The organism is Streptomyces sp. DH37, assembly GCF_029813835.1.
GTDB lineage: Bacteria > Actinomycetota > Actinomycetes > Streptomycetales > Streptomycetaceae > Streptomyces.
Window position 1 is genome coordinate 144906 of sequence record NZ_JARVKV010000008.1, and the last position, 21480, is coordinate 166385.

The window sequence follows — 21480 nt, forward strand, 5'->3', positions numbered from 1 at the left end:
CGGTATCGAAAGCCTCAGAGAATTACCCGCAAGATGAACGTCTCCGTTCAGAACTCATGACGGACATGTGGGTTTCGGCGGGGGCGCGGACGGCACACGGCCGCCCCGGGCTGCCCGGAAGCCCCCTGCCGTCCCTGCCGGCGGACCCGGTCGCGGCGCGTCCGCGGAAACGCGCGACGACGGCATGCCTCCCGCGCCGGGGCACCGGTTCCCGGAAGCCGGCCCCGGCGGACGTGGACAGTCCCGCCGTGGGGCGGTCAGGGAAGCGGAGCGGGCGTTCCGGCGGTCGACGCCGGACCGCCCGAGTCCGCGGCACCGGTCACCGGATCGGGGACTCGCATGCCGGCCGTCCTCTGGGGGAAGGAACGGACCCTGCGATCAACTGGCAATGACAGCAAGCGACTTGGAACACCTCGGTCGAACCTGAGGTCTGCGCCACAACCCGCCGGGCACCACCGGCGCACACGACCGGGCCATGAGCGGACCTCGCCGTCCGAGGCCTATAAAGCGGCGGGCGCCCTGTCCATGCGGCGGTGCGCCCGAACTCCGGAGCGGCCGCCTCGCGTCGCCCTGTGACGCGGGAGCCGCACCTGACTCCAGGCGCCGCCACCCCACTGCCCCCGCCCGCCCTGAGGGCGGCCGGCAGTGCGGCACGACGAACCGGCTCCCGCGACAGCGGGCGGAGGGACTTGCGACTCCGCCCTCCCGGGGCCTCCTGGGTCGGAAACGCCTGGAGAAACTGCTGATAACTCGGTGATCACCATGCGCCACCCCCGTGCGTTCAACAGCAAATCACCACCGGGGCCCCACCAAGCCCCGGAACCGGCCACGACTTTAGCAGGATGCCCGCGCCTCCCGCATTAACCACACACATCTTTCTCACACGCCCAGGTGAACTCGCCATCGCGCCCGCCTCTGTTTTGCGGGTACCCCCGGGGGCACCTCTCCCCACTTCGGGAACCGACAGGAACCGGGCGTTCCCGTCTATGCCGGGTTTCCCCTTCCGTCATCCTTCTGTTGAATCCAATACAATCTTCGACCGGTCTGGACTTCTGAAAGCCCCGCGGCCGCGCGTGAAACTCCCCCGCGGCCGCGCCCGGCGGCATCCCGGATACCCCGGGGCACCTCGAGCACCTCGGCCCCGGCACGGTGGGCGGCCGCGGGAACTTCCGCGGGGACCTCCGCCGCGGGGCGCGCGAACGCCCCTCCCCGGCTACCGCGACACGGACGGTCCCGCCCCCTGCGGGTTCAGGGCGGTTCGAGGGTGAGGCCGGCGGGGATGGCGTCGAAGGCTTCCCCGACGCGGCGGGCGAGGATCTCGGTGCCGCCGTGGCCGCGCCGCCCGTCACGGCCGTCGGGGGTGCGGCCGGTGCGCCGGGCGAAGTGGGCGGTGCAGGCGTCCCACAGCTCCCCCTCGGCGGCCATGGCGACGTCCTCCTTGGCGCCGTAGCAGCGGAAGAAGGTGCTGCGGCCAGGGCGCGGGGCCGGCAGCGGCGTGAGAGGCGGCCGGCGACGGCCGCCCACCTTAGAACCTACCCTCACGTTAGGGTAGGTTCATGGAGGGCAGGGGCCCCGGCACGCGAGGCGAGGCGGTGGAGCCGTGGACGAGCGGCTGACGCGGATCGGCGAGGTGGCCGGGCGTACGGGTCTGCCCCTGCGCACGATCCCGCCACCACGAGGACGTCGCCGCGATGGCGCCCGGTGGACGTAGCATGGGCGGCTTCCGGCTCCACAGCGAGGCGGAGGTGCGCGGACTGGGCCCGGTGCACCGGATGCGGCCCCCGGGCCTGTACCTGGAGGACGTGAAGGCGCTGCCGGAGCCGCCGGCCCGACTGCCGGACGGCGGCGGGCCGATGCCCGAGACCGGCGAAAGCACTGAAAGCAGCAAAGGCAACAAAGAGGCACACGAGGAACTGGTGAAACGATTGCGCGGGTACTGGGTCGAGGCGGACGCACGGTGCGAGGACCTGCGCCGGGAGCCGGCGCGGGCCGAGGACTTCGCCCGGCTCCCGCACGGGCAGCTCGCCCGGATGCCGGACGCGGCGGAGGCGGCCGACACCGGGACGGCGCGGTGAGTACGGTGAATGCGATGAGCGCGGCGAGTGCGAGGGACCGGCAGGTTGCCGGCGAGGCGGCCCGGCGGCGGACGTTCGCGGTGATCAGCCACCCGGACGCGGGCAAGTCGACGCTGACCGAGGCACTGGCCCTGCACGCGCGGGCGATCACCTCGGCCGGCGCGGTGCACGGCAAGGCGGGCCGGCGCGGAGTGGCGTCGGACTGGATGGAGATGGAGAAGGCCCGCGGCATCTCGGTGACCTCCGCCGTGCTGCAGTTCGCCCACCGCGACCGGGTGCTGAACCTGCTGGACACCCCCGGCCACGCGGACTTCTCCGAGGACACCTACCGGGTGCTGGCCGCCGTGGACTGCGCGGTGATGCTCATCGACGCGGCCAAGGGCCTGGAGGAGCAGACCCGCAAGCTGTTCGACGTCTGCCGCCACCGCGGCATCCCCGTCATCACGTTCGTCAACAAGTGGGACCGGCCCGGCCGCGAGGCCCTGGAGCTGCTGGACGAGATCGAGTCCGAGTTCCGCCTCAAGCCCACCCCCGTCACCTGGCCGGTCGGCGGCGCCGGCCGTCTGCGGGGGCTGATCGACGTGCGCGAACCGGAGCGGATGCTGCGCTACACCCGCGCCCCCGGCGGCGCCCGGGCGGCGGCGGAGGAGTCCGTCCCGGCCGACCGGGCGGCCGGCGAGGAGGGCGCCGACTGGGTCAGGGCGGTCGAGGAGCTGGACCTGCTGCGCGCCACCGACGCCGAGCACGACCAGGGCTCGTTCCTGGCGGGCAGGTCCACGCCGGTGTTCTTCGGCGCGGCCGTCTCCAACATCGGGGTGCGGCTGCTGCTGGACGCCGTCGTCGACCTCGCCCCGCCGCCCGGAGCGCGCGAGCTGGACGGCGGCGGGCACCGGCCCGTCGACGCCCCGTTCTCCGGCCTGGTGTTCAAGGTGCAGGCCAACATGGACCGTTCCCACCGCGACCGCATCGCCTTCATGCGGGTGTGCTCGGGGGTCTTCGAACGCGGCATGACCGTGGTCCGGGCCGCCACGGGGCGGCCGTTCGCCACCAAGTACGCCCACAGCGTCTTCGGCCAGGACCGCTCCTCGGTCGACATCGCCTACCCCGGCGACGTGGTCGGCCTGGTCAACGCCACCGCCCTGCGGGTGGGCGACACCCTCCACACCGGCCCGCCCGCCGCCTTCCCGCCCATGCCCACCTTCGCCCCCGAGCACTTCGCCGTCGCCCGCCCCGCCGACATCGGCCGCTCCAAGCAGTTCCGCCGCGGCATCGCGCAGCTGGACGAGGAGGGCGTGGTCCAGGTCCTCGTCTCCGACCTGCGCGGCGAGCAGGCGCCGGTGCTGGCCGCGGTCGGGCCCATGCAGTTCGACGTGGTCGCCCACCGCATGGAGCACGAGTTCTCCGCCCCCGTGAGACTGGAGCCGCTGCCCTACCGCGTCGCCCGGGCCACCGACGCCGCCGGCGCCGACGCCCTCAACCGCACCCGGCTGGTGGCCGGGGAGAGCCTGGTCCGCAGCCGGGACACCACCCACCTCGCCCTCTTCCCCAGCCGCTGGCAGGCCGACTCCTTCGCCCGCGAGTTCCCCCGTGCCCGGCTGGAGACGCTCATCGCCGCCCACACATGACGGGCGCGTCCCGGGGCGGACGGCCTTCCGGGCCGGCGAGCGCGCCCGGAAGGGGCGGGCCCGGCCCCGGGGAACCGGCCCTTACGTGAGGGAAGGATTCAGTGCGGGTCCACTGCGACGCCGAGGCCCTGGAAGCCTCCGTCGCCGACGACCTCCCCGTCCCCGGCGACTACGCCGCGGTCTGCCCGCTCGGCCGCGAAGAGCGGACCGCCACCGCTCCGCCCCCCCCCGCCGCGCCCGCCGGACCGGTCCGGGCCGCCTCCCCCGCCCTGCGGGCCGAGTCGGGGGAAAAGCCCCGAAAGGAAAGCGCCCCCGACGGCCCGAAGCCGGTCCCGGCCCCGGATCCGGCGGCCTCGAACAGGCCGCGCACCACCGCCCGGCCGCGGTCCGTCCGGCCGGAGCCCGCGCCGTCCCGGGTGCCCACCCTCCGGCAGGCCGTCGCCGCCTTCCTCGCCGAGTCCTCCGGCACCGCCGACGCCACCGCGATGCTGCTCGGCACCCGCCTGGGCTCCTGCAACCGTCTCACCGTCCTGGAGGACGCCGGGGCGGCCGACCGGCTCACCGCGTGGTGTGACGGACACTGGCCCGACCGCGGGAGCGACACCGCCCGGCGGGCGCTGGACTCCATCCGCCGCGCCGTCGACTTCTGGGGCGCCCGCGGCCGGCTGACCACCGGCCCCGCGGCCGGAATCCGCCGAGCGCCCCGGCCGCGCGGTGCCGCCCGCCGCGCGCTCCCCTCCCGGGCGCCGGCCGACCGCCCGTCGGCCCGCCGACCCGCCGCGTCGGCAGCCCCGTACCGCGGTGGCCCGGCGCCGTCCGGAGCCCCCGGGAGGGTGCCTCCGGACGCGCCCGGTCCCCTGGGCCGGGCCGTCAGCGGGTGTCGGTGCTGCGCAGGGTGAGGATGCGGACGGTACGGTCGCCCGTGTGGGCGTCACGGCCGTGCCAGCAGCGGTAGTTGTCCAGGACGAGGATGTCCCCCTCATCGAGCCGGAACCGCGGAAGTGTCAGTTCCAGTTCGTGCACGGCGTGCTCGAAGCGGGTCAGCATGGCGCGTACGCGGTCGGCGTCCGGATCCCGGTGCAGCGGGGCGGCCCCGTCGGTGCGGCGGACGATGCGCCTGCCGGTGCGGGTGTACTCGACGTGGCGGCCGACACGCGGGGTGGAGGGCAGGCCGCGCAGCCCCGCCCATGCCCCGAAGAGGTCGACGTCGACGCCCGTGAGGAACTCCCACAGCCGGGGATCGGCGCTCTCGAGGCCGTCCGCGAAACGGTGGGCGTCGACCGCGAAGGAGTCCCCTCCGGCCGGCGCGGGGCGGAGGCACTGCACCAGGACGTGGTCCTCGTCGGGATCGCGCCGCCGGTGGGGGACGCCTCCCACGTCGACGAGGAGGTCGAAGCTGTCGGCGTGCAGGTGGACGGGGCCCGCGTCGCCGGAGGTGCGCACCCGGTGGGGGAAGAGTTCGCGCAGACGGTCGCCGAGCAGGAGAGCGGCCGCCACGACGAGGGCGTCGGCGGTGGCCCGGGATCCGGTGAGGATGACCGCGCCGTGTTCCGCGAGCAGTTCCCGGGCCCGGTCCGTGCGGTCGATGCCGACGCGGGCGGGGACGAGGCCGGGGCCCCGCGGGTCCCGCTCGCCCGCGGGAGCCGGGTGACGTGTCGGGGTGTGGCCGCTCATGTCCACGGGTTCGCAGATCACTTCGGGCGGCGGGAGAAGTGGCGGGCGGTGGGCACCGCGGCGGCTGCGGCCGGTGCGAGGAAGCAGATCAGGGCGCAGGCGGCGAGGACCGTCTGGGTTCCGAAGGCGTCGATGGCCGGGGCTATGAGGACGAGGCCGACCGGTGCGAGGCCGTAGGAGAGCAGGAAGTCCAGTGAGGAGACCCGGGCGAGCTTGTCCGGCTCGACTTCGCGCTGGGTGGCGGTGAACCACGGCACGTTGAACAGTTCGATTCCGATCCCCGCGACGGCGTAGGCGGCGACCACGACGGCGGGGTGCACCGGCAGCATCAGGCTCAGCGGCGCGAAACCGTAGGCGGCCAGGCCGGCCAGGGCGGTCCAGCCCTGGGACCGCGATCGCCAGCGGGCGATGACCACGGCTCCCGCCAACGCGCCCACGGTGTAGGCGGTCATCGCCGCGGCGAGCACGACCTCGGTCCCGTACCGGTCGCGGCTGACCAGGGGAAGCGCGACGCCGGTGGCGGAGTAGCCGGTGGCGATGACGGCGGTCAGGGCGGCGAGCCCGGCCACGAACCAGGGGTGCCGGCGCGCCTCGCGCACTCCGTCGGCGAACTCGCCGAAGAAGGAGGCGCGGCGGCCCGCGGCGGCGGGTGCGCCGGCGGCGCCGGGACCGGGGACGAGGGCCGCGAGGAGCCAGAGCAGGCCGATTCCCAGCAACAGCGCCCAGGTGTCGAGGAACACCGCGAGCAGGGCGGTCAGAGCGGGGCCCACCAGGGTGGTGACGCGGACCGCCAGCGTCATGGCGGCGTTGGCCTGCTGTCTGCGGTCGACGTCGACGACCTCGGCGGTCAGGGCCTGGAACGCCGGCCGGCAGGCCCCCTGCCCGGCCCCGGCCAGCGCGGCCGCGGCGGCCATCAGCGGAAGCGAACGTCCCAGCCCGGCGGCCATCAGCGGCGCCGCCACGGCCGCGGCGAGTCCGGCCCACAGCACGACGCCCCGGCGGGAGTGCCGGTCGGCCAGGACACCGCTGATCGGGACCGCCGCGAGGAATCCCACCGTGCGGGTGGCCAGAACCAGGCCGAGCCCCGCGGGGGTGAGCGTCCGGTCGAGCACCGCGAGCCCGAGCACGAACGGCAGGGCCCAGGTGGCCAGGCCCGATGCCGTGGTGCCGGCCCACAGCCTCAGGAAGGCGATGTCGAGCAGAACGCTCCTCCGGGGCGGCGGGTCGGCCTGGGAGGTTGCCGGTGCGGACGAAGTCGCCACGGTGTGATGCTCCTGTCGTGGAGGGCGCGGATCGACTGCGGGCCCAGTGGTTCGTGTCCGTGCCAGTGCCGGGAGCCGCCACGTGGTCAGCGGGCAGCGCGAGGAGAGAGCGCACGAACTGGCGGCGCTCCAGTACCACCCTAATGAAAATGATTACCGGTAGGCTACCCGTCGGCCATCCACGCTCACATGATCCACCTCGGCGTCCGTACGCCCCAGACCGGAGGATCCATGCGTCAGCTCGCCCGCTCGGGCGTCGCCCTCACCCTCGCTCTCGCGGTCGTCGGCTGTTCGGCCGCGGGAGACGGCTCCCCCGCCGGGAGCGGGCCCGGGGAGCGGACGGCCGTCACCAGCTGCGGCCGGACCCTCACCTTCGCCGCACCGCCGGAGCGGGCCGTCACCCTCGACCAGTCCTCCACCGAGACCCTGCCGGCACTCGGGCTCGCCGACCGGATGGCCGGCACCTCCAACCTGAAGACGAAGGTCGCGAAGGAGTACCGGGACGCCTACGCCGATGTCCCGGTCCTCAGCCCCGAGGTCCTGACGAGCGAGTAGTTGCGCGCGGCCGCGCCGGACCTGGTGGTCTCGTCCTTCACCGACCTGTACGCCAAGGACCGCGTCGGCACGCGCGAGGAGCTGGACGGACTCGGCCTGGCCTCGTACGTCAGCGCGGTGGACTGCCCGGAGCGGGCCGCCCCGGGCAGGACGGCCTTCGACCTGCTGCTGGACGACTACGAGAACCTGGGCAGGATCTTCGGCGTCGAGGAGCGCGCCGCGGAGCTCTCCGAGCGGCAGCGGGCCGCGGTCGGGGAGGCGGCCGCCGCCGGCGGCGACGTCACGGGCGAGCCCACGGTCGTGTGGCTGTACTCCGTCTACAACGGCATGCCATACGTGGCCGGCCTCCCATCAGATGAAAACGATTGTCAAGACCGTTCGCCGTCTTGCGCGCACCGCCGCCACTCGGCCACGTCGGCCCGTCCGGCAGGTCCGGGGCATCCGGCACGTCTGATGAGACGTTAAAACGACAGTCGGTTTCACATGGGAGATCACCCCTTCTCTTCGCGGACCGCCGGCGGACCTGCCGTACGGCGACGAGCACGGCGCTTCCGCCTCGCCCGGTTTCCGCATGCGCGCGCTCCCGGCGGCAGCCGCGAGCCCGCCCTCGGCCGCCGCCTCCCCCGCACCCCCGGCTCCCCCACCGGGCGGCCCTTGGACGACCGGGACGGGTCCGGCGCGCTCGGCCGTACGCCGTCCGGGCAGGGGACCGGACTCCGGCCGCCCGGGTGCGATCGGGCATCCGGTGACCCTCGGGGCGTCGTACGGCCGGGCTCCACCGACCGGCACGGAGCGCGGTCGCCCGCCCGCACACCACCGCGTGCACCCGTCCGCCGGTGCGGAGGCGGGGGCATCCAGTGCCGTGGATCGGCGCCGGCGATCTTGGCGGGGTGACCCTCGATCACGGACTGTGCGGTGAACAGGCGTTGAGGAACGTTCCGGCAGCGGGCTCCCGAACACCTCGGATGCGCCGGCCGGCTCGGGACAGGCCGCGGCCCGCGCGGCGCGCGGGAACGTACGACCGCTCGGCCGCGACCGCACGGAGGAGGGGCCCGGGGGGCGGTCCGGCCGCCCCCCGGGCCCAGACGGTCGCAGTCAGCCGGCCCCCCGGCCGCAGCAACCGTGACAGCCGCCCTGTCGCGGCCGTCGTCCCGGGGAAGGACAGTCCGAGCGAGCGCACCAGCGCGCCGCAACCACGCCTGGGACCCGGCCAGGAGAGGGCGTCACCCCGCGCGAAGCGCACAGGGGCCGGAACGGATGCATGGGAAGCTCCCGCTCAGCGACGACGAAGACAGGCTACATGAAAATGAAAACCACGTCACCGCCTCACCCGCCACCAGCCGCGCGACAGCCGGATGACGGGGCGTCATCCGGCCCCACGGCGGCCCACCTTCGGGCTCCCGCGCCGACGGCGCTCCTCAATTGAAAATGAAAACCAGCGCCCGTAAAGTGTCACCGTGGCTCGCGACGAGACGGCGGCAGCCGCCACGGTTCCTCCGGCTCGTCTCTGCACTGGGGAGCCCGTCCGGACGCGGGTCATGGGCGGTCGCACGCCCCACGCGGGCGTACGTCCCTCTGCCGCCCGGCGCCATGGGCGTCGGGCGGCAGGGACGCACCACGGGCGGGATCCACCGAGCCGCCCCGGGACGAACGCCCCGGCCCACGGCGGTTCGCCGCCGCGGACCATCCGGCGAGCGCGGGACGCGGTGAGGTTCCGGACGCCGGGGGCACAGGACGGACGACACGTCCGCCGCACCCGTCGAGGCCGCTGTCCGACCGCACGGGAAAGGGAAAGAGATGCCCGAGAGGCGGACCCTCCACCCACCGCACCGTTCCACCGCGCGCCACGGCGCCGAACGCCCGTCCGGCCGGGGCCTCCTGCCGCTGAACACCCCGCAGCAGAAGGCGGTGCTGCGGGCCCTCGCCGGGCTGGACGTGTTCGCCAGCGCGCAGGGGATCCACCGCCATCTCCGCGGCCAGGACGCCCCCGTGAGCCTGAGCACCGTGTACCGGACCCTTGCCACCCTGGAGCACCTGGGCCTGGTCGACGCCGTGCGCGACAGCAGGGGGGAGAAGGCCTACCGGCGCAGGGACACCAGCGAACACCAGCACTACCTGATCTGCCGGCAGTGCGGGTACAGCGTGCCCATCCCCTGCGAGGAGTTCGAGGAGTGGCTGGCGGCGACGCAGCGGCGGTACGGATTCGTCGACGTGCGCCACATGCTCACCTTCGAAGGCCTGTGCCGCGGATGCCGGGACCGGCGGGCCGCACAGCCGCTCGCGCCCTGACCCGGCGTCGGAACGGGCCCACGGGCGCGCCGTGGGCCGGCGGCGAGGAGCGGGGCGTATCCCCCGGCGTCCCGGCGATCACGCCCCGGCACCGGAACTCGTCCCGCACGGGCCGCCGAGGCGTCACCGGAGCACGACTTCCGAAACGGAAACCATTTTCATATAGAGTGGAGGCCGAACGCCGTCGAAGGAGTAACCATGGCCGTACCCAAACGGAAGATGTCCCGCAGCAACACCCGTCACCGGCGCGCCCAGTGGAAGGCCACGACAGCCCAACTCGTGCCCGTCACCCTCGATGGCACCGTCCATCTGGTGCCGCAGCGCCTGGTCAAGGCCTATGAGCGCGGCCTGCTGACCCCGCGGGACTGAGGGGACGCGAAGACTCCGGGCCGGACGGTGGCCGCAGCCACGACACCGTCCGGCCCGGTCCCTCGGCCACCCGGCGTCCGGAGACGGCAGCGGGATCCGCCGCGAACGGGCGCGGCGTGGACCCGGGCGGCACCCGGCAGGCGCACGGTGCGCTCGGCGGGGCCGAGGCCCGCAGGAGAGCACCCGCCGGCGCCTTCGCCCCTCCCTCGGAGGCGATCGCCCAGGTCACCGGCCCGCTCGTCCCCGGCGACGCCCGGCGCTGACCGGGCTCCATCGGTGCGCACCCGCCGTGAACGACGTACGCACCGCCGGGGTCACCTCCGCGGCGGTCGGACCGGTGCTGACCGCGGGCAGCCTCGGGGGCGTCGTGGGCGCGACGCTCGCCCGGACCGCGGGACGCCGGTTCGGCACCAGCCGCGGCATGCCGGCGATGCGCCTGCTCACCGGCCCCTGGGCGCTCCCGATGCTCCTCACCTCTCCGGGAGGCGGGCCTGCTCCTCTTCACGGCCGGCGCCTTCCCGGTCGGCGTCGGCATCACCGCGTGCGACGTCGCGCTCGGCAGCTTCCGCCAGACGTACTGCCCGCCCCGGCTGCCGGCCCGTCGAAGAGTCCGGCAGCCTCGGCGACCGTCGGTTCGCCACGCCGCAGGGCCCGTGACCGGGCCGGGAGGCGCCGCGCTTCCTCCCGGCCCGCCGGTGACCGCCCGGGACCGGGTCAGGCGCCGGTGGCCGCGGCGTGGCGGGCGGCGACGTCGTCCCAGTTGACCAGGTCCCACAGCCTGGTGACGTAGTCGGGGCGGACGTTCTTGTACTGCAGGTAGTAGGCGTGCTCCCAGGCGTCGAAGACCAGCAGCGGCACCGAGCCCTGGCCGACGTTGCCGTGGTGGTCGTAGACCTGCTCCACGATCAGGCGGCGGCCCAGCGGCTCCCAGGCCAGCACGCCCCAGCCGGAGCCCTGCACGGACGCGGTGGCCACGGTGAGCTGCCTCCTGAACGCCTCGAAGCCGCCGAGGTGTTCGTCGATGGCGTCGGCCAGCGCGCCGTCGGGGCGGTCGCCGCCCTCCGGGGAGAGGTTCTGCCAGAAGATCGAGTGCAGCACGTGCCCGGAGAGGTTGAAGGCGAAGGTCTTCTCCAGACCCACCAGTTGAGTGGGCGCGATCTGCTCCTTCTCCCGGACTTCGGCGATCTGCTCCAGGGTGTCGTTGGCTCCCTTGACGTACGCGGCGTGGTGCTTGGCGTGGTGCAGCTCCAGGATCTCCGGCGTGATGGCCGGGGCGAGCGCCGAGTAGTCATACGGCAGGTCGGGAAGCGCGTAGGTGCCCATCGGCACGACTCCTTTCCACGGGGGTGATCGTCCGGGGCCAGCCTATGCCCTTGTTGCGAATAACTTGCAACAACTATTGATATGCAGCAGCATGATCCGGCGACGGGGCCGGCCCGTCGGCTTTCGAGGGCACGACCCCGCTTACGGGTGCGTTCCCTCCGAAAGGTGATCGTCTTCTCACCCGGCGCCCGCCGGTCCGGCCGGCCCCGCGCGACCACCGCGCCGCCCCGGTGCCGAACCGGACCCGTTCGCCGGCCCGTTCGCGCACATCGTCGGGGACCGCGCCCAGGCCAGGCCCGGGTTCACGGAGTCGTGGCGGGAACGGCTCGGGCGGATCGGCGTGGCCTCCCCGGGCGTCAACTACCGGACGCCGGAGGAGGTCATGGCGGAAGCCGAGCCGGTCATCCGGGCCGTGCTCCCGGACGCCGACGTCCCGGCCCCCATCCGCGGCAGCGGCGTCCCCGTCGTCCACGGATCCGTTTCGGAGCCGGACGCGGCTCGGCACCTGGCTCGCCGAGCACGCCGACGGGACCGCCTGCGTCATCGGCGGTCCCGCGTTCCGGGCGACCTCCCGCGTCCGGTCGCCGGCCCCGGAGCTGTCGAAGGGGCTCGAGTTCGGCCTGGTCGTCCTCGCCGACCCGGAGGAGTTCGGCGAGGACGGCGAGGGCGGCGAGGGAGCGGTCGACCGCTACGTCGCGATGACCCGGGCGACCCGGCAGCTCGTCGCCCTCACGAGCTCCCGACGCCGGCCGGACGAGCGCCCGCCGCCGACCGGGAGGGACGGCGGCGGGCGGTGGGCCCGGCGGGCGGCGGTCTCCCCCGGCCACGGTGCCGCGCCCGGACGACCTCCGGCGCCAGGCGTGCCGGAGGCGTTCAGGGGGTGGTGAACCTCAGCACGGCGCCGTCCTCGTTCTGCGCGACCACGGTCACGGCGAGGACGTCGCCGAACCTGGCCACGCCGCCCTGGCCGCCCAGCCGCATCACGCCGGTCGGCGTCCGGAAGGTGACGGACTCGTCCGCCGCGGAGACGTTCACGGTCAGCCCGTTCGCCGTGATGTCCACCGGCGAGGTCACCAGGACCTCGCACTCGCCGTCCGCGCAGGCCCCGGTCCGCTTGCCGTCCGCCGCCCTCGGCAGCGGGCCGGAGGGGTCGGGGGCGGGCGGGGCCGTCCCCTCGGAGGGCTTCCAGCCCGGGGCGCACTGCTCCGCGTGCCGGCGCGCGGCCGCCAGCCGCGGCTCCTCCTTCGCCAGTGTCGGCAGGTCCGGCTCCGGCGGGGTGAGGGACTGCACGAGCGCGTCGACGTCCGCGGCACTGCCCTCGGCGTCGTCGAAGGCCGCGGACGGGGACACCCCGTCGAGTTCGGTCACGACGCCCTTCACCTTCTTCAACCAGGCGTCGAGCAGCCGGTCGGCCGCGGGCACTCCCGACGAGCCGAGATCCTCCAGATCACGCTCCACGTCCTCCACCGCCCACGACGTCCGGGAGATGTAGCCGGCGGCGAGGTGCTCGGCGGGCGAACCGGCCCCGTCCGGGTTCCGTATCTCCTTCAGGTCCGCCGCGCTGTCCGCCCGGAGTTCCTCGAGCGCGGCCGTGGACCCGCACATGCCGCCGACCCACTCCACCAGCTCCCCGGACGGCGGCCGTGTCGGCGCCGGTTCGGCGGACCCCCTGTCCGGCGTGCCGGACCTCCCGTCCGCCCCGCCCCCGCAGGCGCCGGCGGCCAGCACCAGCCCGGCGGCCGCCACGGCGGCGCTCACCCTCCTGCCGAACATCCCACGACCTCTCTCCCGCGGCTCCCCGCGCTGCGGAACCGTCCTGCGGGGCCGGATGCCCGGCGCCGTGCTCCCAGTTCAGCGGGGCGCGCATTGTTCGGTCACCCGGTCCGCGGCCGTGAACAACGTGGACAACGTGAACGACGTGCACAACGTGCACAACGCCCGGTGGCCGGGCGGGCCGGGTGCGGCCGCCCCGGCGGCGGCCGCGCCGGCCACTGCGCCGGGATCACCCGCCGGACACGGCCCCGCCCGCCCCGCACGCCTCCCGGTAGCCGAGTCGCGGCAGGTGCTCCTCCCAGGCGGCGCGGGTGAGGACGCCGCCGGTGCGGTCGCAGACGTAGTCCGCCGCGCGGTCCGTCTCCAGGATCCACACCCGGGCCGTCAGGTCGTAGCCGGCGGAGGCGAGGGCGTCGCCGTCCGGGCTGAACGCGACGGAGGTGACGGTCCGGAGGTGGCCGGTCAGTTCCCGGCCGGCGGGCTCGGCACGCGCCGGGTCGGCCACGTCCCACAGGCGGACCGTGCTGTCGCCGCTGCCCGTCGCCAGGGTCTTCCCGTCCGGGGCGAAGGCCACCGAGGTGACGGCGTCCCCGTGGCCGCGCAGCGCCCCGCCGAGCGGCCGTACCCGCTCGGCCCGCCGTACGTCCCACAGCCGCACCGCACGGTCGTCGCCGCCCGTCGCCAGCGTCTTCCCGTCCGGGGCGAAGGCCACCGCGTTGACCGGCCGGTCGTGCCCGGTCAGGGCCCCGCCGGCCGGCCTCGCCCGCGCCGGGTCCCGTACGCGCCACAGCCGCGCCGTGCCGTCCTCGCCGCCGCTGGCCAGCGTCTTCCCGTCCGGGGCGAAGGCCACCGAGGTGACGGCGTCCCCGTGGCCGCGCAGCGCCCCGCCGAGCGGCCGTACCCGCTCGGCCCGCCGTACGTCCCACAGCCGCACCGTGCCGTCGCGTCCGCCGGTGGCCAGCGTGCGGCCGTCGGGGGCGAACGCGACGGCGGGGGCGCCCCCGGCGTGCGCGTCCAGCGGTTCGCCGAGCGGAGCGGGACGCTCCGGCACGGAGACGTCCCACAGCCGCACCGTGCCGTCCTTCGAGCCGCCGGCGACCACACGGCCGTCCGGGGCGAAGGCGACGGCCAGCACCTCGTCCTCGTGGCCGGTGAGGGGGCGCGGTACGCGGCGGGGGCGGCCCGGCTCGCCCACGTCCCACAGGCGGATCAGCGCGTCGTCGGTGCTGGCGGCGGCGAGCAGACGGCCGTCGGGGCTGTAGGCGACGGCGGTCAGGGGGTTGGTGAAGTCGGTGAGGACGGTCGGCGGCCGGTGCCAGAGGTGGACGCCGCGGCCGGCGCCGGTGCCGGCGAGGGTGCGGCCGTCGGGGCTGAAGGCCACCTCCCACACGGCCTCCCCGTGGCCGGTCAGCGGCTCCCCGAGCCGCTGCGGGTAGGCGGGGTTGGCCACGTTCCACAGGATCGGGGAGTTGTCCTCGCCCGCGGTCGCCAGGGTGCGGCCGTCGGGGCTGAAGGCCACCGACATGACGGGCGCGGTGTGCTCGGTGAGCGGCTCGCCCAGCGGCCGGAGGCGGCCCGGGTCGGAGGCGTCCCACAGCCGTACGGTCTCGTCGAAGCCGGCCGTGGCCAGCGTCCGGCCGTCCGGGGAGAAGGCCAGCGTCCAGACGGAGGCGGTGTGCTCGCGCAGCCGCCCGCCGAGGGGGGCGATCCCCTCGCCGCCGAACCTCCACATCCGCACGGTCCCGTCGAAGCCCGCCGTGGCCAGGGTGTCCCCGTCCGGGGCGAACGCGACGGCGCGGACGCTGCCCGCCTCGGACCCGTCGGCCTCGGCGGGCTCACCGAGCGGCGCGGGGCGGACCGGATCGCTCAGGTCCCACAGCCGTACGGTCCCGTCGTCGCCGGCGGTGGCCAGCGTGCGGCCGTCGGGGGCGAACGCGACGGAGACGACGTTCTCCTCGTCGTGGCTCACCAGCGGCCGGCCGACGGCGCGGGGCCGCGCCCGGTCGCGTACGTCCCACAGCTGGACGGCGCCGCCTTCCCCGGCGGCCACCAGCAGGCCGCCGTCCGGCGGCGCGAAGGCGACCGCGCCGACCGGTCCCGTGCGGAAGCGCAGCGGTTCGCCCAGCGGCCTCCCCACGTCCTCCGGCCTGTCCGCCGACCCCGGCCGCACGGCGGTGTCCCACAGCCGCACCGTGCCGTCGTGGCCGCCGCTGGCGAGGGTGCGGCCGTCGGGTGCGTACGCCACGGAGCTGCCCAGAGCGCCGTGGCCGGGCAGCCGGGTGGCCAGGACCCGGCCCGCGTCCGCGGCCAGCCGGGTCCGCAGGTCCGGGGTGGAGCGCATGCGGTACGCGGCGACGTCGAGCCGGGCGGCCAGGTCGGCGCGGGTCTCGCGGACCCTGTCGGCCTCGGCGGTGAGGTGGCCGAAGACGGCGCCGTCCCGTTCGGCCTGTGCGGCGGAGCGCGCCTGGAGGGCGACGACGGCGGTGCCGGTGGCGAGCAGCACGAGCGCGGCGAGTGCGGCCACGACCGTACGGCGCAGTCGCGCGGCGCGGTGCCGGCGCCGGAGCGACGCGGTGAGGAAGTCCCGTTCCAGCGGCGTCAGTTCGTCGCCGCGGTGGTCCTCGCGGTCCTCCCGCGCGGTGCCGTGCGGCCGGGCGGCGCCCCGGGGGAAGGCGTCGCGGGCGGCGTCCAGACGGGAGCCGGCGTACAGCGCGGCGTTCTCCCGGCCGAGTGCCTGCCAGGTGCGGGCCGCCTCGGAGAGCGAGCGGTGGACGCGCAGCCGGTCGCGTTCGGCGTCCGTCCATGCGCGCAGGCGGGGCCAGGCGGTGATGAGGGCCTCGTGGGCGAGGTCGACGGTGCCGTCGTCGGAGGTGATGAGGCGGGCGCGGGCCAGGCGTTCCAGTACCACCCGGGTGTCGGCGGCACCGCCGAAGTCGAGCTCCGCGTGCTCGGCGGGGCGGCGCGTGTCGGGTGCGCCGTCGCCGGGGGCGACGAGGCGGAGCAGGATGCGGCGGGCCAGCTCGGCCTGCGGCGCGGTGAGTTCGCCGTGGACCTGCTCGGCCGTACGGACGATGGCGCCGTGCAGCCCGCCGGCCGCCTCGTACGCGGTCTCGGTCAGGACCCGGCCGCTGCGGTGGCGCCAGGTCTCCAGCAGGGCGTGGGACATCATCGGCAGCCCGCCCGGGGCGCCCTCGACCTCGTCCAGCAGGCGGTCGGTCAGGGAGCGTTCGACGATCAGACCCTCCGCGGCGGCCGGACGGACGATGGCCTCCCGCAGCTCCCCGCGGCTCATCGGCCCGGCGAGCAGGGTGGCGTCCTGCAACGCGGCGGTGAGGCCGGGGTGTTCGGCGCAGCGGCCGAGGAAGTCGGCCCGCACCGCGATGACGACGCGCAGCCGGCTGCCGGCGTCGGCGGCGGCGACGAGGCGGTCGATGAAGGCGTCCCGCTCGGCCGGGTCGGCGCCGAGGGTGTACAGCTCCTCGAACTGGTCGACGATCAGCCAGGTGTCGGCGTCGGTGCCGGGTACGGGCGCGAGCCGGTCGGCGTGCGTGCGCAGCGGGTCCGCACCGGGCGTGAGGATCCGGACGGCCGCGGGAGCGGCGGCGCGGTCCCCGTTGCCCTCCCCGCTGCCTTCCCTGCCGCCCTCCCCGCCGCGCGGGGCGCGCAGCCGGGGGATCAGACCGGCGCGCAGCAGTGAGGACTTGCCGCTGCCGGAGGGGCCGAAGACGGCGGTGAAGCGGTGCTCGCGGTTCAGCCCGACCAGCCGTTCCACGAGCTGGTCGCGGCCGAAGAACAGGTCGGCGTCACCCGGTTCGAACCGGGTCAGGCCGCGGTACGGCGGCCGGCGGGTCTCGTCGGCGGCGGCCTCGGCGGCCAGTTCGGCCGACACCCCGCGCCAGCGCCGCTCCCACTCGGCCACGTCGCCGCCGCACGCCTCCACGTAGGCGAGCGTCACCGCGAGGGTGGGCAGCTGCTTCCCGGCCGCCGCCTGCGACAGGGTGGTCACCCCGTACCGCGCCCGCTGGGCCATCGCCCGGTACGTGGGCCTCCCCGCGGACTCGCGCAGCGCGCGCAGTCCGGCGGCGAACCGCGGCACCGGCCCGGCCCCCGGATCCAGCCCGCCCTCGGTGCGCCCCGGCCCCGGTCGTCCCGCCACGTGCCCCCACCCTCGTCCGCTCGCGTCTCCGCCGGGCCGTCACCCAGCGCGCCCGTACGGGTGCCCACGGTAGGAAGCCGCAGGGGCGGCCGCAACCGGACTCCGGGCGTACCGGCGGACGGGGCACGGGCGTTCACCCGGTCTTCACGGTTCCTCCCGGCCCCTTCGTCTCCGTTCGGTTCGCGCGCCCGGGTTGTTCGGCGCCGGGGGAGGGCCTGCCGAACAACGGTGTACGGCGGTCGGATGGCCGGGGGACATGGCCGGGACGGGCCATGGAGCGGCCCGGGCCCGGCGAACGGGGGGCTCGGGCCGCCTCGTCCCCGCACACGCGTGACAGACGGGAGGAGAGGCATGGACGGACGACTTCGCGCCCGGCACCCCGCCGCGGGGGCCGGTGCGGCCGCGCCCTCGGCGACCGCGGTGAGCGCCGGCCCGGCGCGCCTGCCGGACCGCGGAAGCGCGGGGTGACCGCGGTGCGGAACTCCCCGTCTCCGCCCGGTGCGGCCGGTCCGCCCGAGACCGCGCGCATGCCCGGGGTCCTCGTCTTCGTCCTCGTGGTCGTCGCCGTGCACGCGCTGGGCGCGGCCATCGGCGGCTGGGCGGTCCTCCAGGAGAACCACGGCAGGCGGGAGCACGGGCAGGAACCGCTCATGCCGATGGGCGTGGCCTGGTTCGTGGCACTGTTCGGCTGGGGGACGGCGGTGCTCCAGTCCGTCTGCGTCGTACGGGCCCGGAAGCGCCGCCCCTGGATCCGTGCGGTGCTCGCCGTGTGGCTGGTCCTGGTGGCGTTCTCGACGGCCCTCGCCCTCATCGGCTCGCTGGCCGCCGGCTCGCCCGGCCTCGGGATGCTCGTGGTCCTCGGCGTCGATGTGGCGGCCCTGTGGGTGGTGCTCGGCGAGACCGCCCGCCGCTGGTTCTCCGTGCGCGGCCCGTCGTCCGCCTCGGCTCGGGGGTGATCGCCCGTGGACCACCCGACGCACGGTCCCCGCCGGCCGCCCGCCGAACCGCCGGAGCCGTCCGGGGCCCCGGTCCCGCGCGACCCCGTGGCGGCCGCGCTCGGCAACGCCTCGCTGCTCGGCATCGGTTACCTGCTGCTGGGCCGCCCGCGGCTCGCCGCGCTCGCCGCGCTCGGCACGGTCGTGCTCCTCGGCCTCACCGCCTCGGCCGCCGCGACCTGGTGCGAGACGCTGCTGCTCCTGTGGTGGGCGGCCGGCACCGCCCACGGCTGGCTCCTGGCACGCGGACGCGCGGAGCACGCCGTACGGCGCGGGCAGCGCGCGGGGGCACTCGCCGTCACGGTCGCGGTGCTGCTGACCGCCGCGCTGCTGCGAGCCGGCGCGTACGGGATCGAGGACCGCGTGGACGAGGCCCGTGAGGACGGCGACTGCGAGGAGGCCGTGGCCGCGCAGGGCGAGGTGTGGTTCGGCCACCGGCTGGCGGGCGCACCGGTGGTCGGGCACGGCGACGCGGTGGTGGAGGCGTGCCGCCGGCTGGAGCAGGCGGCGTCCGCGCTGGCCGACGCCGGACGGAACGGGGACACCGAGGAGTTGGAGCGGGGCTTCGGCATCCTCGCCCGCGTCCTGAGGGAGCCCGGCAACGAGGAGACCGTCGGGACGGTCCTGGACGCCTTCCTCGACGGCCTGCCCACCGGGGACCCCTGCCGCACCGCCGACACCGCCGACTGGCTCCGCCACCGCGACCCCGGCCACCCCGTGCTGGACCGGTCCGCCGACGCCGCGACGCGCACGGAACCCGCCGCGCTGGTGGAGTGCGGCGACGACCTGATGGACGAGGACGACTGGCGGCAGGCGCGGGCGCGCTACCAGCGCCTCCTCGACGCGTACCCGGATGACCCGCGCGCGGACGAGGCGCGCGGCGGTGTGGAGAAGGCCACCCTCGCCATCGAACTGGACACGGTGCGCCGCCTGATCGGGAAGACGTTCGACGCGAAGTCCGGCTACTGCGACGCACCCGCCGGGTACCGCGGCGCCCCGCCGTACCGCAAGGGGCTCAACCGCGCGGTGTTCCTCGGCGACACCGAGTACACCGGGAAGCTCCCGGACGGCTGGCGCGCCGACGACCCGGCCGAGGCCGCGCTCGTGGTCTGCGCGGGCAGGGCGGAGAACGGGGCCGCCGTCGAGACCTGCCACTACGAGAACGACAGGTTCGCGCACCTTCCCCACGAAGTGACCTTCCACAAGGTCAGGATTCCGCTGAAGGTCTACGAGCTGCGCACCGGAAAGCGCGTCGACCCGCGCGAGGTGCAGATCGGCGGCGGAAGCTGCCCGAGGGTCCTGCGCTACGAGTACTACGGCGCGTACGACTACGGGCCGGGGAGCGACCGGTTCGTCTCCACCACCACGTCCGGCGTACGGGACGCCTTCCGGCCGGTCGTCCGACGGTGACCGGGGGCCGGGCCCCCGGTCACCGGCCCCCGGCCCCGGGGGCGGGTACGGCGGGCACCGCCTCGTGGCCGCGTCTCCCCCGGAGCGCGGGCGCGCGGTGCCGCCCCGCGACCGCCGCGGTTCCCGCTCAGCGCGCGATCCCGCGGCGGTCCCGGCGCCGGCTTCCCCGCTGCCGGGCCCGGACGACCAGGGGGTCGGCGGGGGGAGCCGCACGGCCGCCGGTCCGCCGGTCCCGCGACTCCGACCGCCGGGTGACGGCCCCCTGCCCCCGGCTGATCCTGGCCGCCAGGGCGCGGATCGAGGGGTGCGCGAAGAGGTCGAGCACGGAGAGGGTCCCGTCCAGTTCCCCGCGCAGGACGCGATGGGCGCGCACCAGGGTCAGGGACGTCGCCCCCAGCTCGAAGAACGAGCGGTCGCGGTCGAGCTGCGCGGGGTCGGCGCCGACGAGGTCGGCCAGAGCGGCGGCCACGCGCAGTTCCACGGCGGGATCCCGCCGATCGTCGTCGGCCGCGCGGACCGCGAGGGGCGCCCGGCCGGGAACCGGCCCGGCCGGGCGCAGGTTCCGGCCGGCCAGCGCGGCGGGATCGGCGCTGCTCCACACGGGCCGGCCCTCGGTCAGGAGGCGCAGCAGGTCGGTGTAGGCCGCGAAGAGCGGGTCCAGGTATCCGGGCGGGAAGGCCGCCTCCACCGCGTCCCAGTTGACGCGCAGTTCGCCGTCCTGCTCGAAGACCTGGCAGTCCAGGACGACGTGCGGGGTCTGGCTGATGGCGTAGACGGTACGGCCGAACCCGTCCAGCAGTTCGGAGGCGTCGGCGGAACCGCGCACCCCGGACGTGCTGCCCAGGCCGCTGGAGAAGACCGCCGGCAGCAGCACCTGGCGTCCCCTGCGCGCCGTCATCTCCCTGAGCACCTCGTTGCCGTGGACACCGGCGGCCCCGGAGGCGTGCTCCAGGTCCGACCACAGCCGGTCCTGCGTCCGGCGGACGCGGCCGGCGACGTCCGGCGCCGGATCCTCGACACCGAGCAGGACGGTGGAGGTGTAGTCGCCTATGACACCCCCGTGGTGCTCGGGCCGGTCGAAGGTGGTCAGGACCAGGGTGAAGCGGTCGCTGCCCGTGCCGGCGCGCAGGACGTCGGCGAAAGCGGTGAGCAGCACGGCCGTCGGCGTCACCCGGTGGAGCCGGGCGAGGTCCCGCAGGGCGCTCCACCGCTCGGCGTCCAGGACGGCCCGGCGGCGGGTGAAGCGGACCCCGCCCGGCCCGGGAGGGGCGATGGGGAGGGCGGGGCCGTCGGGGAGCTCGGCGGCCCTGCGGCGCCAGTACCGCGTGGCCTCGGCCCGGCGCCGGTCGTCGGCCGCGGCGGAGCACTCGTGCGCCCACTCGGCGAAGGTGACGGACGGCGGCGGGGGCAGCGCGCCGGGGTCCCGGTAGGCGGTCAACAGCTCGTCCACCAGCACGACCGCGCTCCGCGCGTCGCAGAAGAGCAGGTCGAGGCCGAAGTGCAGCCTCCAGCCGCGCTCCCCGGTACGGGTGGCCGCGAGATGGAGCATCGGGCTCCGGGCCGGGTCCATGACCCGGTGGGACCTCTCGTGGCGCAGGCGCGACAGCTCCTCCCGCGCCGCGTCGGGGGCGAGGCCGCGCAGGTCGCGCACGTCGATCTCGGGCAGCGCCGGCCGGGGCAGGACGGTCTGCCGGGTGTCGTCGGTGACGACGGCCCGCAGCATCGGATGCCGCCGGACGACGGTGTGCAGCGCCGTGCGGAGACGGTCGACGTCGAGGTCGTCCAGGTCGGCCTCGGTGTAGTAGTGGGGTCCGACGGCGTTCCCCAGCCAGGTGTCGGCCCGGCCCACCAGGTAGGCGAGCTGCATCTCGGTGAGGGGGAAGGGGCCGGAGGGCGGCGCCGGTGCGCCGGCGGCGGGGGTGAGGGCGGGGGCGGGGGCGGCGGGTGCCTCCGGGACGCCGCCGACCGCCGCGC

Annotated in this window: 17 protein-coding genes and 1 pseudogene; 11 read left to right on the top strand and 7 right to left on the bottom strand. The window is 75.8% G+C overall.

Features of this window, described 5'->3' with window-relative positions; all coding sequences use genetic code 11:
• Positions 1-1248: 1248 nt before the first annotated feature.
• Positions 1249-1542, bottom strand: coding sequence for a hypothetical protein (locus QC029_RS07025; protein WP_279554578.1), 294 nt, complete (start codon positions 1540-1542; stop codon positions 1249-1251).
• A gap of 170 nt (positions 1543-1712) precedes the next feature.
• On the opposite strand from QC029_RS07025, the gene QC029_RS07030 reads away from it, so the two are divergent.
• The 3 genes from QC029_RS07030 to QC029_RS07040 all read left to right on the top strand — a co-directional run bounded on the left by QC029_RS07030 (position 1713) and on the right by QC029_RS07040 (position 4599).
• Positions 1713-2075, top strand: a complete 363-nt coding sequence (locus QC029_RS07030; protein WP_279554579.1) for a MerR family transcriptional regulator — start codon at positions 1713-1715, stop codon at positions 2073-2075.
• A gap of 14 nt (positions 2076-2089) precedes the next feature.
• Entirely contained in the window at positions 2090-3700 is a 1611-nt protein-coding gene (locus QC029_RS07035; RefSeq protein WP_279554580.1) for a peptide chain release factor 3, read from the top strand.
• Positions 3701-3801: 101 nt separating this feature from the next.
• A complete protein-coding gene (locus QC029_RS07040) occupies positions 3802-4599 on the top strand; it encodes a hypothetical protein (protein WP_279554581.1) in 798 nt (265 codons plus the stop codon).
• Here the strand turns inward: QC029_RS07040 and QC029_RS07045 are convergent.
• Together QC029_RS07045 and QC029_RS07050 are read right to left on the bottom strand one after the other, a co-directional pair.
• Positions 4571-5374, bottom strand: coding sequence for a TauD/TfdA family dioxygenase (locus tag QC029_RS07045; protein WP_279554582.1), 804 nt, complete (start codon positions 5372-5374; stop codon positions 4571-4573). The genes QC029_RS07040 and QC029_RS07045 overlap by 29 nt on opposite strands.
• A 17-nt stretch (positions 5375-5391) precedes the next feature.
• Positions 5392-6636 carry an MFS transporter gene (locus QC029_RS07050; RefSeq protein WP_279554583.1) on the bottom strand — a complete coding sequence of 415 codons (1245 nt, stop codon included), beginning with the start codon at positions 6634-6636 and terminating at the stop codon, positions 5392-5394.
• 231 nt (positions 6637-6867) lie between these two features.
• Here QC029_RS07050 and QC029_RS07055 point away from each other — a divergent pair, with 231 nt between their 5' ends.
• From QC029_RS07055 to QC029_RS07075, 5 genes are all read left to right on the top strand, one after another.
• Positions 6868-7191 (top strand): hypothetical protein, encoded by a 324-nt coding sequence (locus QC029_RS07055; RefSeq protein ID WP_279554584.1) that lies wholly within the window; start codon positions 6868-6870, stop codon positions 7189-7191.
• Entirely contained in the window at positions 7192-7656 is a 465-nt protein-coding gene (locus QC029_RS07060; RefSeq protein ID WP_279554585.1) for a hypothetical protein, read from the top strand.
• A gap of 1332 nt (positions 7657-8988) precedes the next feature.
• Positions 8989-9480 (top strand): Fur family transcriptional regulator, encoded by a 492-nt coding sequence (locus QC029_RS07065; RefSeq protein WP_279554586.1) that lies wholly within the window; start codon positions 8989-8991, stop codon positions 9478-9480.
• A 198-nt stretch (positions 9481-9678) separates the two neighbouring features.
• Positions 9679-9849, top strand: a complete 171-nt coding sequence (rpmF, locus tag QC029_RS07070) for a 50S ribosomal protein L32 (protein WP_279554587.1) — start codon at positions 9679-9681, stop codon at positions 9847-9849.
• 116 nt (positions 9850-9965) lie between these two features.
• Positions 9966-10112, top strand: a complete 147-nt coding sequence (locus QC029_RS07075) for a hypothetical protein (protein WP_279554588.1) — start codon at positions 9966-9968, stop codon at positions 10110-10112.
• Between the two features lie 451 nt (positions 10113-10563).
• On the opposite strand, the gene QC029_RS07080 is transcribed toward QC029_RS07075, so the two are convergent.
• Complete coding sequence (locus QC029_RS07080; protein WP_279554589.1) at positions 10564-11172, bottom strand: superoxide dismutase; 609 nt, start codon at positions 11170-11172, stop codon at positions 10564-10566.
• Between the two features lie 226 nt (positions 11173-11398).
• Between QC029_RS07080 and QC029_RS07085 the strand changes: the two are divergent.
• Positions 11399-11909: pseudogene (locus tag QC029_RS07085) on the top strand (AAA family ATPase); the annotation flags it as partial.
• A gap of 136 nt (positions 11910-12045) precedes the next feature.
• Here QC029_RS07085 and QC029_RS07090 read toward each other — a convergent pair.
• Both QC029_RS07090 and QC029_RS07095 read right to left on the bottom strand, forming a co-directional pair.
• Positions 12046-12930, bottom strand: a complete 885-nt coding sequence (locus QC029_RS07090; protein ID WP_279554590.1) for a hypothetical protein — start codon at positions 12928-12930, stop codon at positions 12046-12048.
• Positions 12931-13174: 244 nt separating this feature from the next.
• Complete coding sequence (locus QC029_RS07095; protein WP_279554591.1) at positions 13175-17101, bottom strand: WD40 repeat domain-containing protein; 3927 nt, start codon at positions 17099-17101, stop codon at positions 13175-13177.
• A gap of 527 nt (positions 17102-17628) precedes the next feature.
• Here QC029_RS07095 and QC029_RS07100 point away from each other — a divergent pair.
• Together QC029_RS07100 and QC029_RS07105 are read left to right on the top strand one after the other, a co-directional pair.
• Complete coding sequence (locus QC029_RS07100; protein WP_279554592.1) at positions 17629-18057, top strand: hypothetical protein; 429 nt, start codon at positions 17629-17631, stop codon at positions 18055-18057.
• A 6-nt stretch (positions 18058-18063) separates the two neighbouring features.
• Complete coding sequence (locus tag QC029_RS07105; protein ID WP_279554593.1) at positions 18064-19506, top strand: tol-pal system YbgF family protein; 1443 nt, start codon at positions 18064-18066, stop codon at positions 19504-19506.
• Positions 19507-19633: 127 nt separating this feature from the next.
• Here QC029_RS07105 and QC029_RS07110 read toward each other — a convergent pair.
• The coding region (locus tag QC029_RS07110) for a condensation domain-containing protein (protein WP_279554594.1) at positions 19634-21480 on the bottom strand (1847 nt) is incomplete at its 5' end.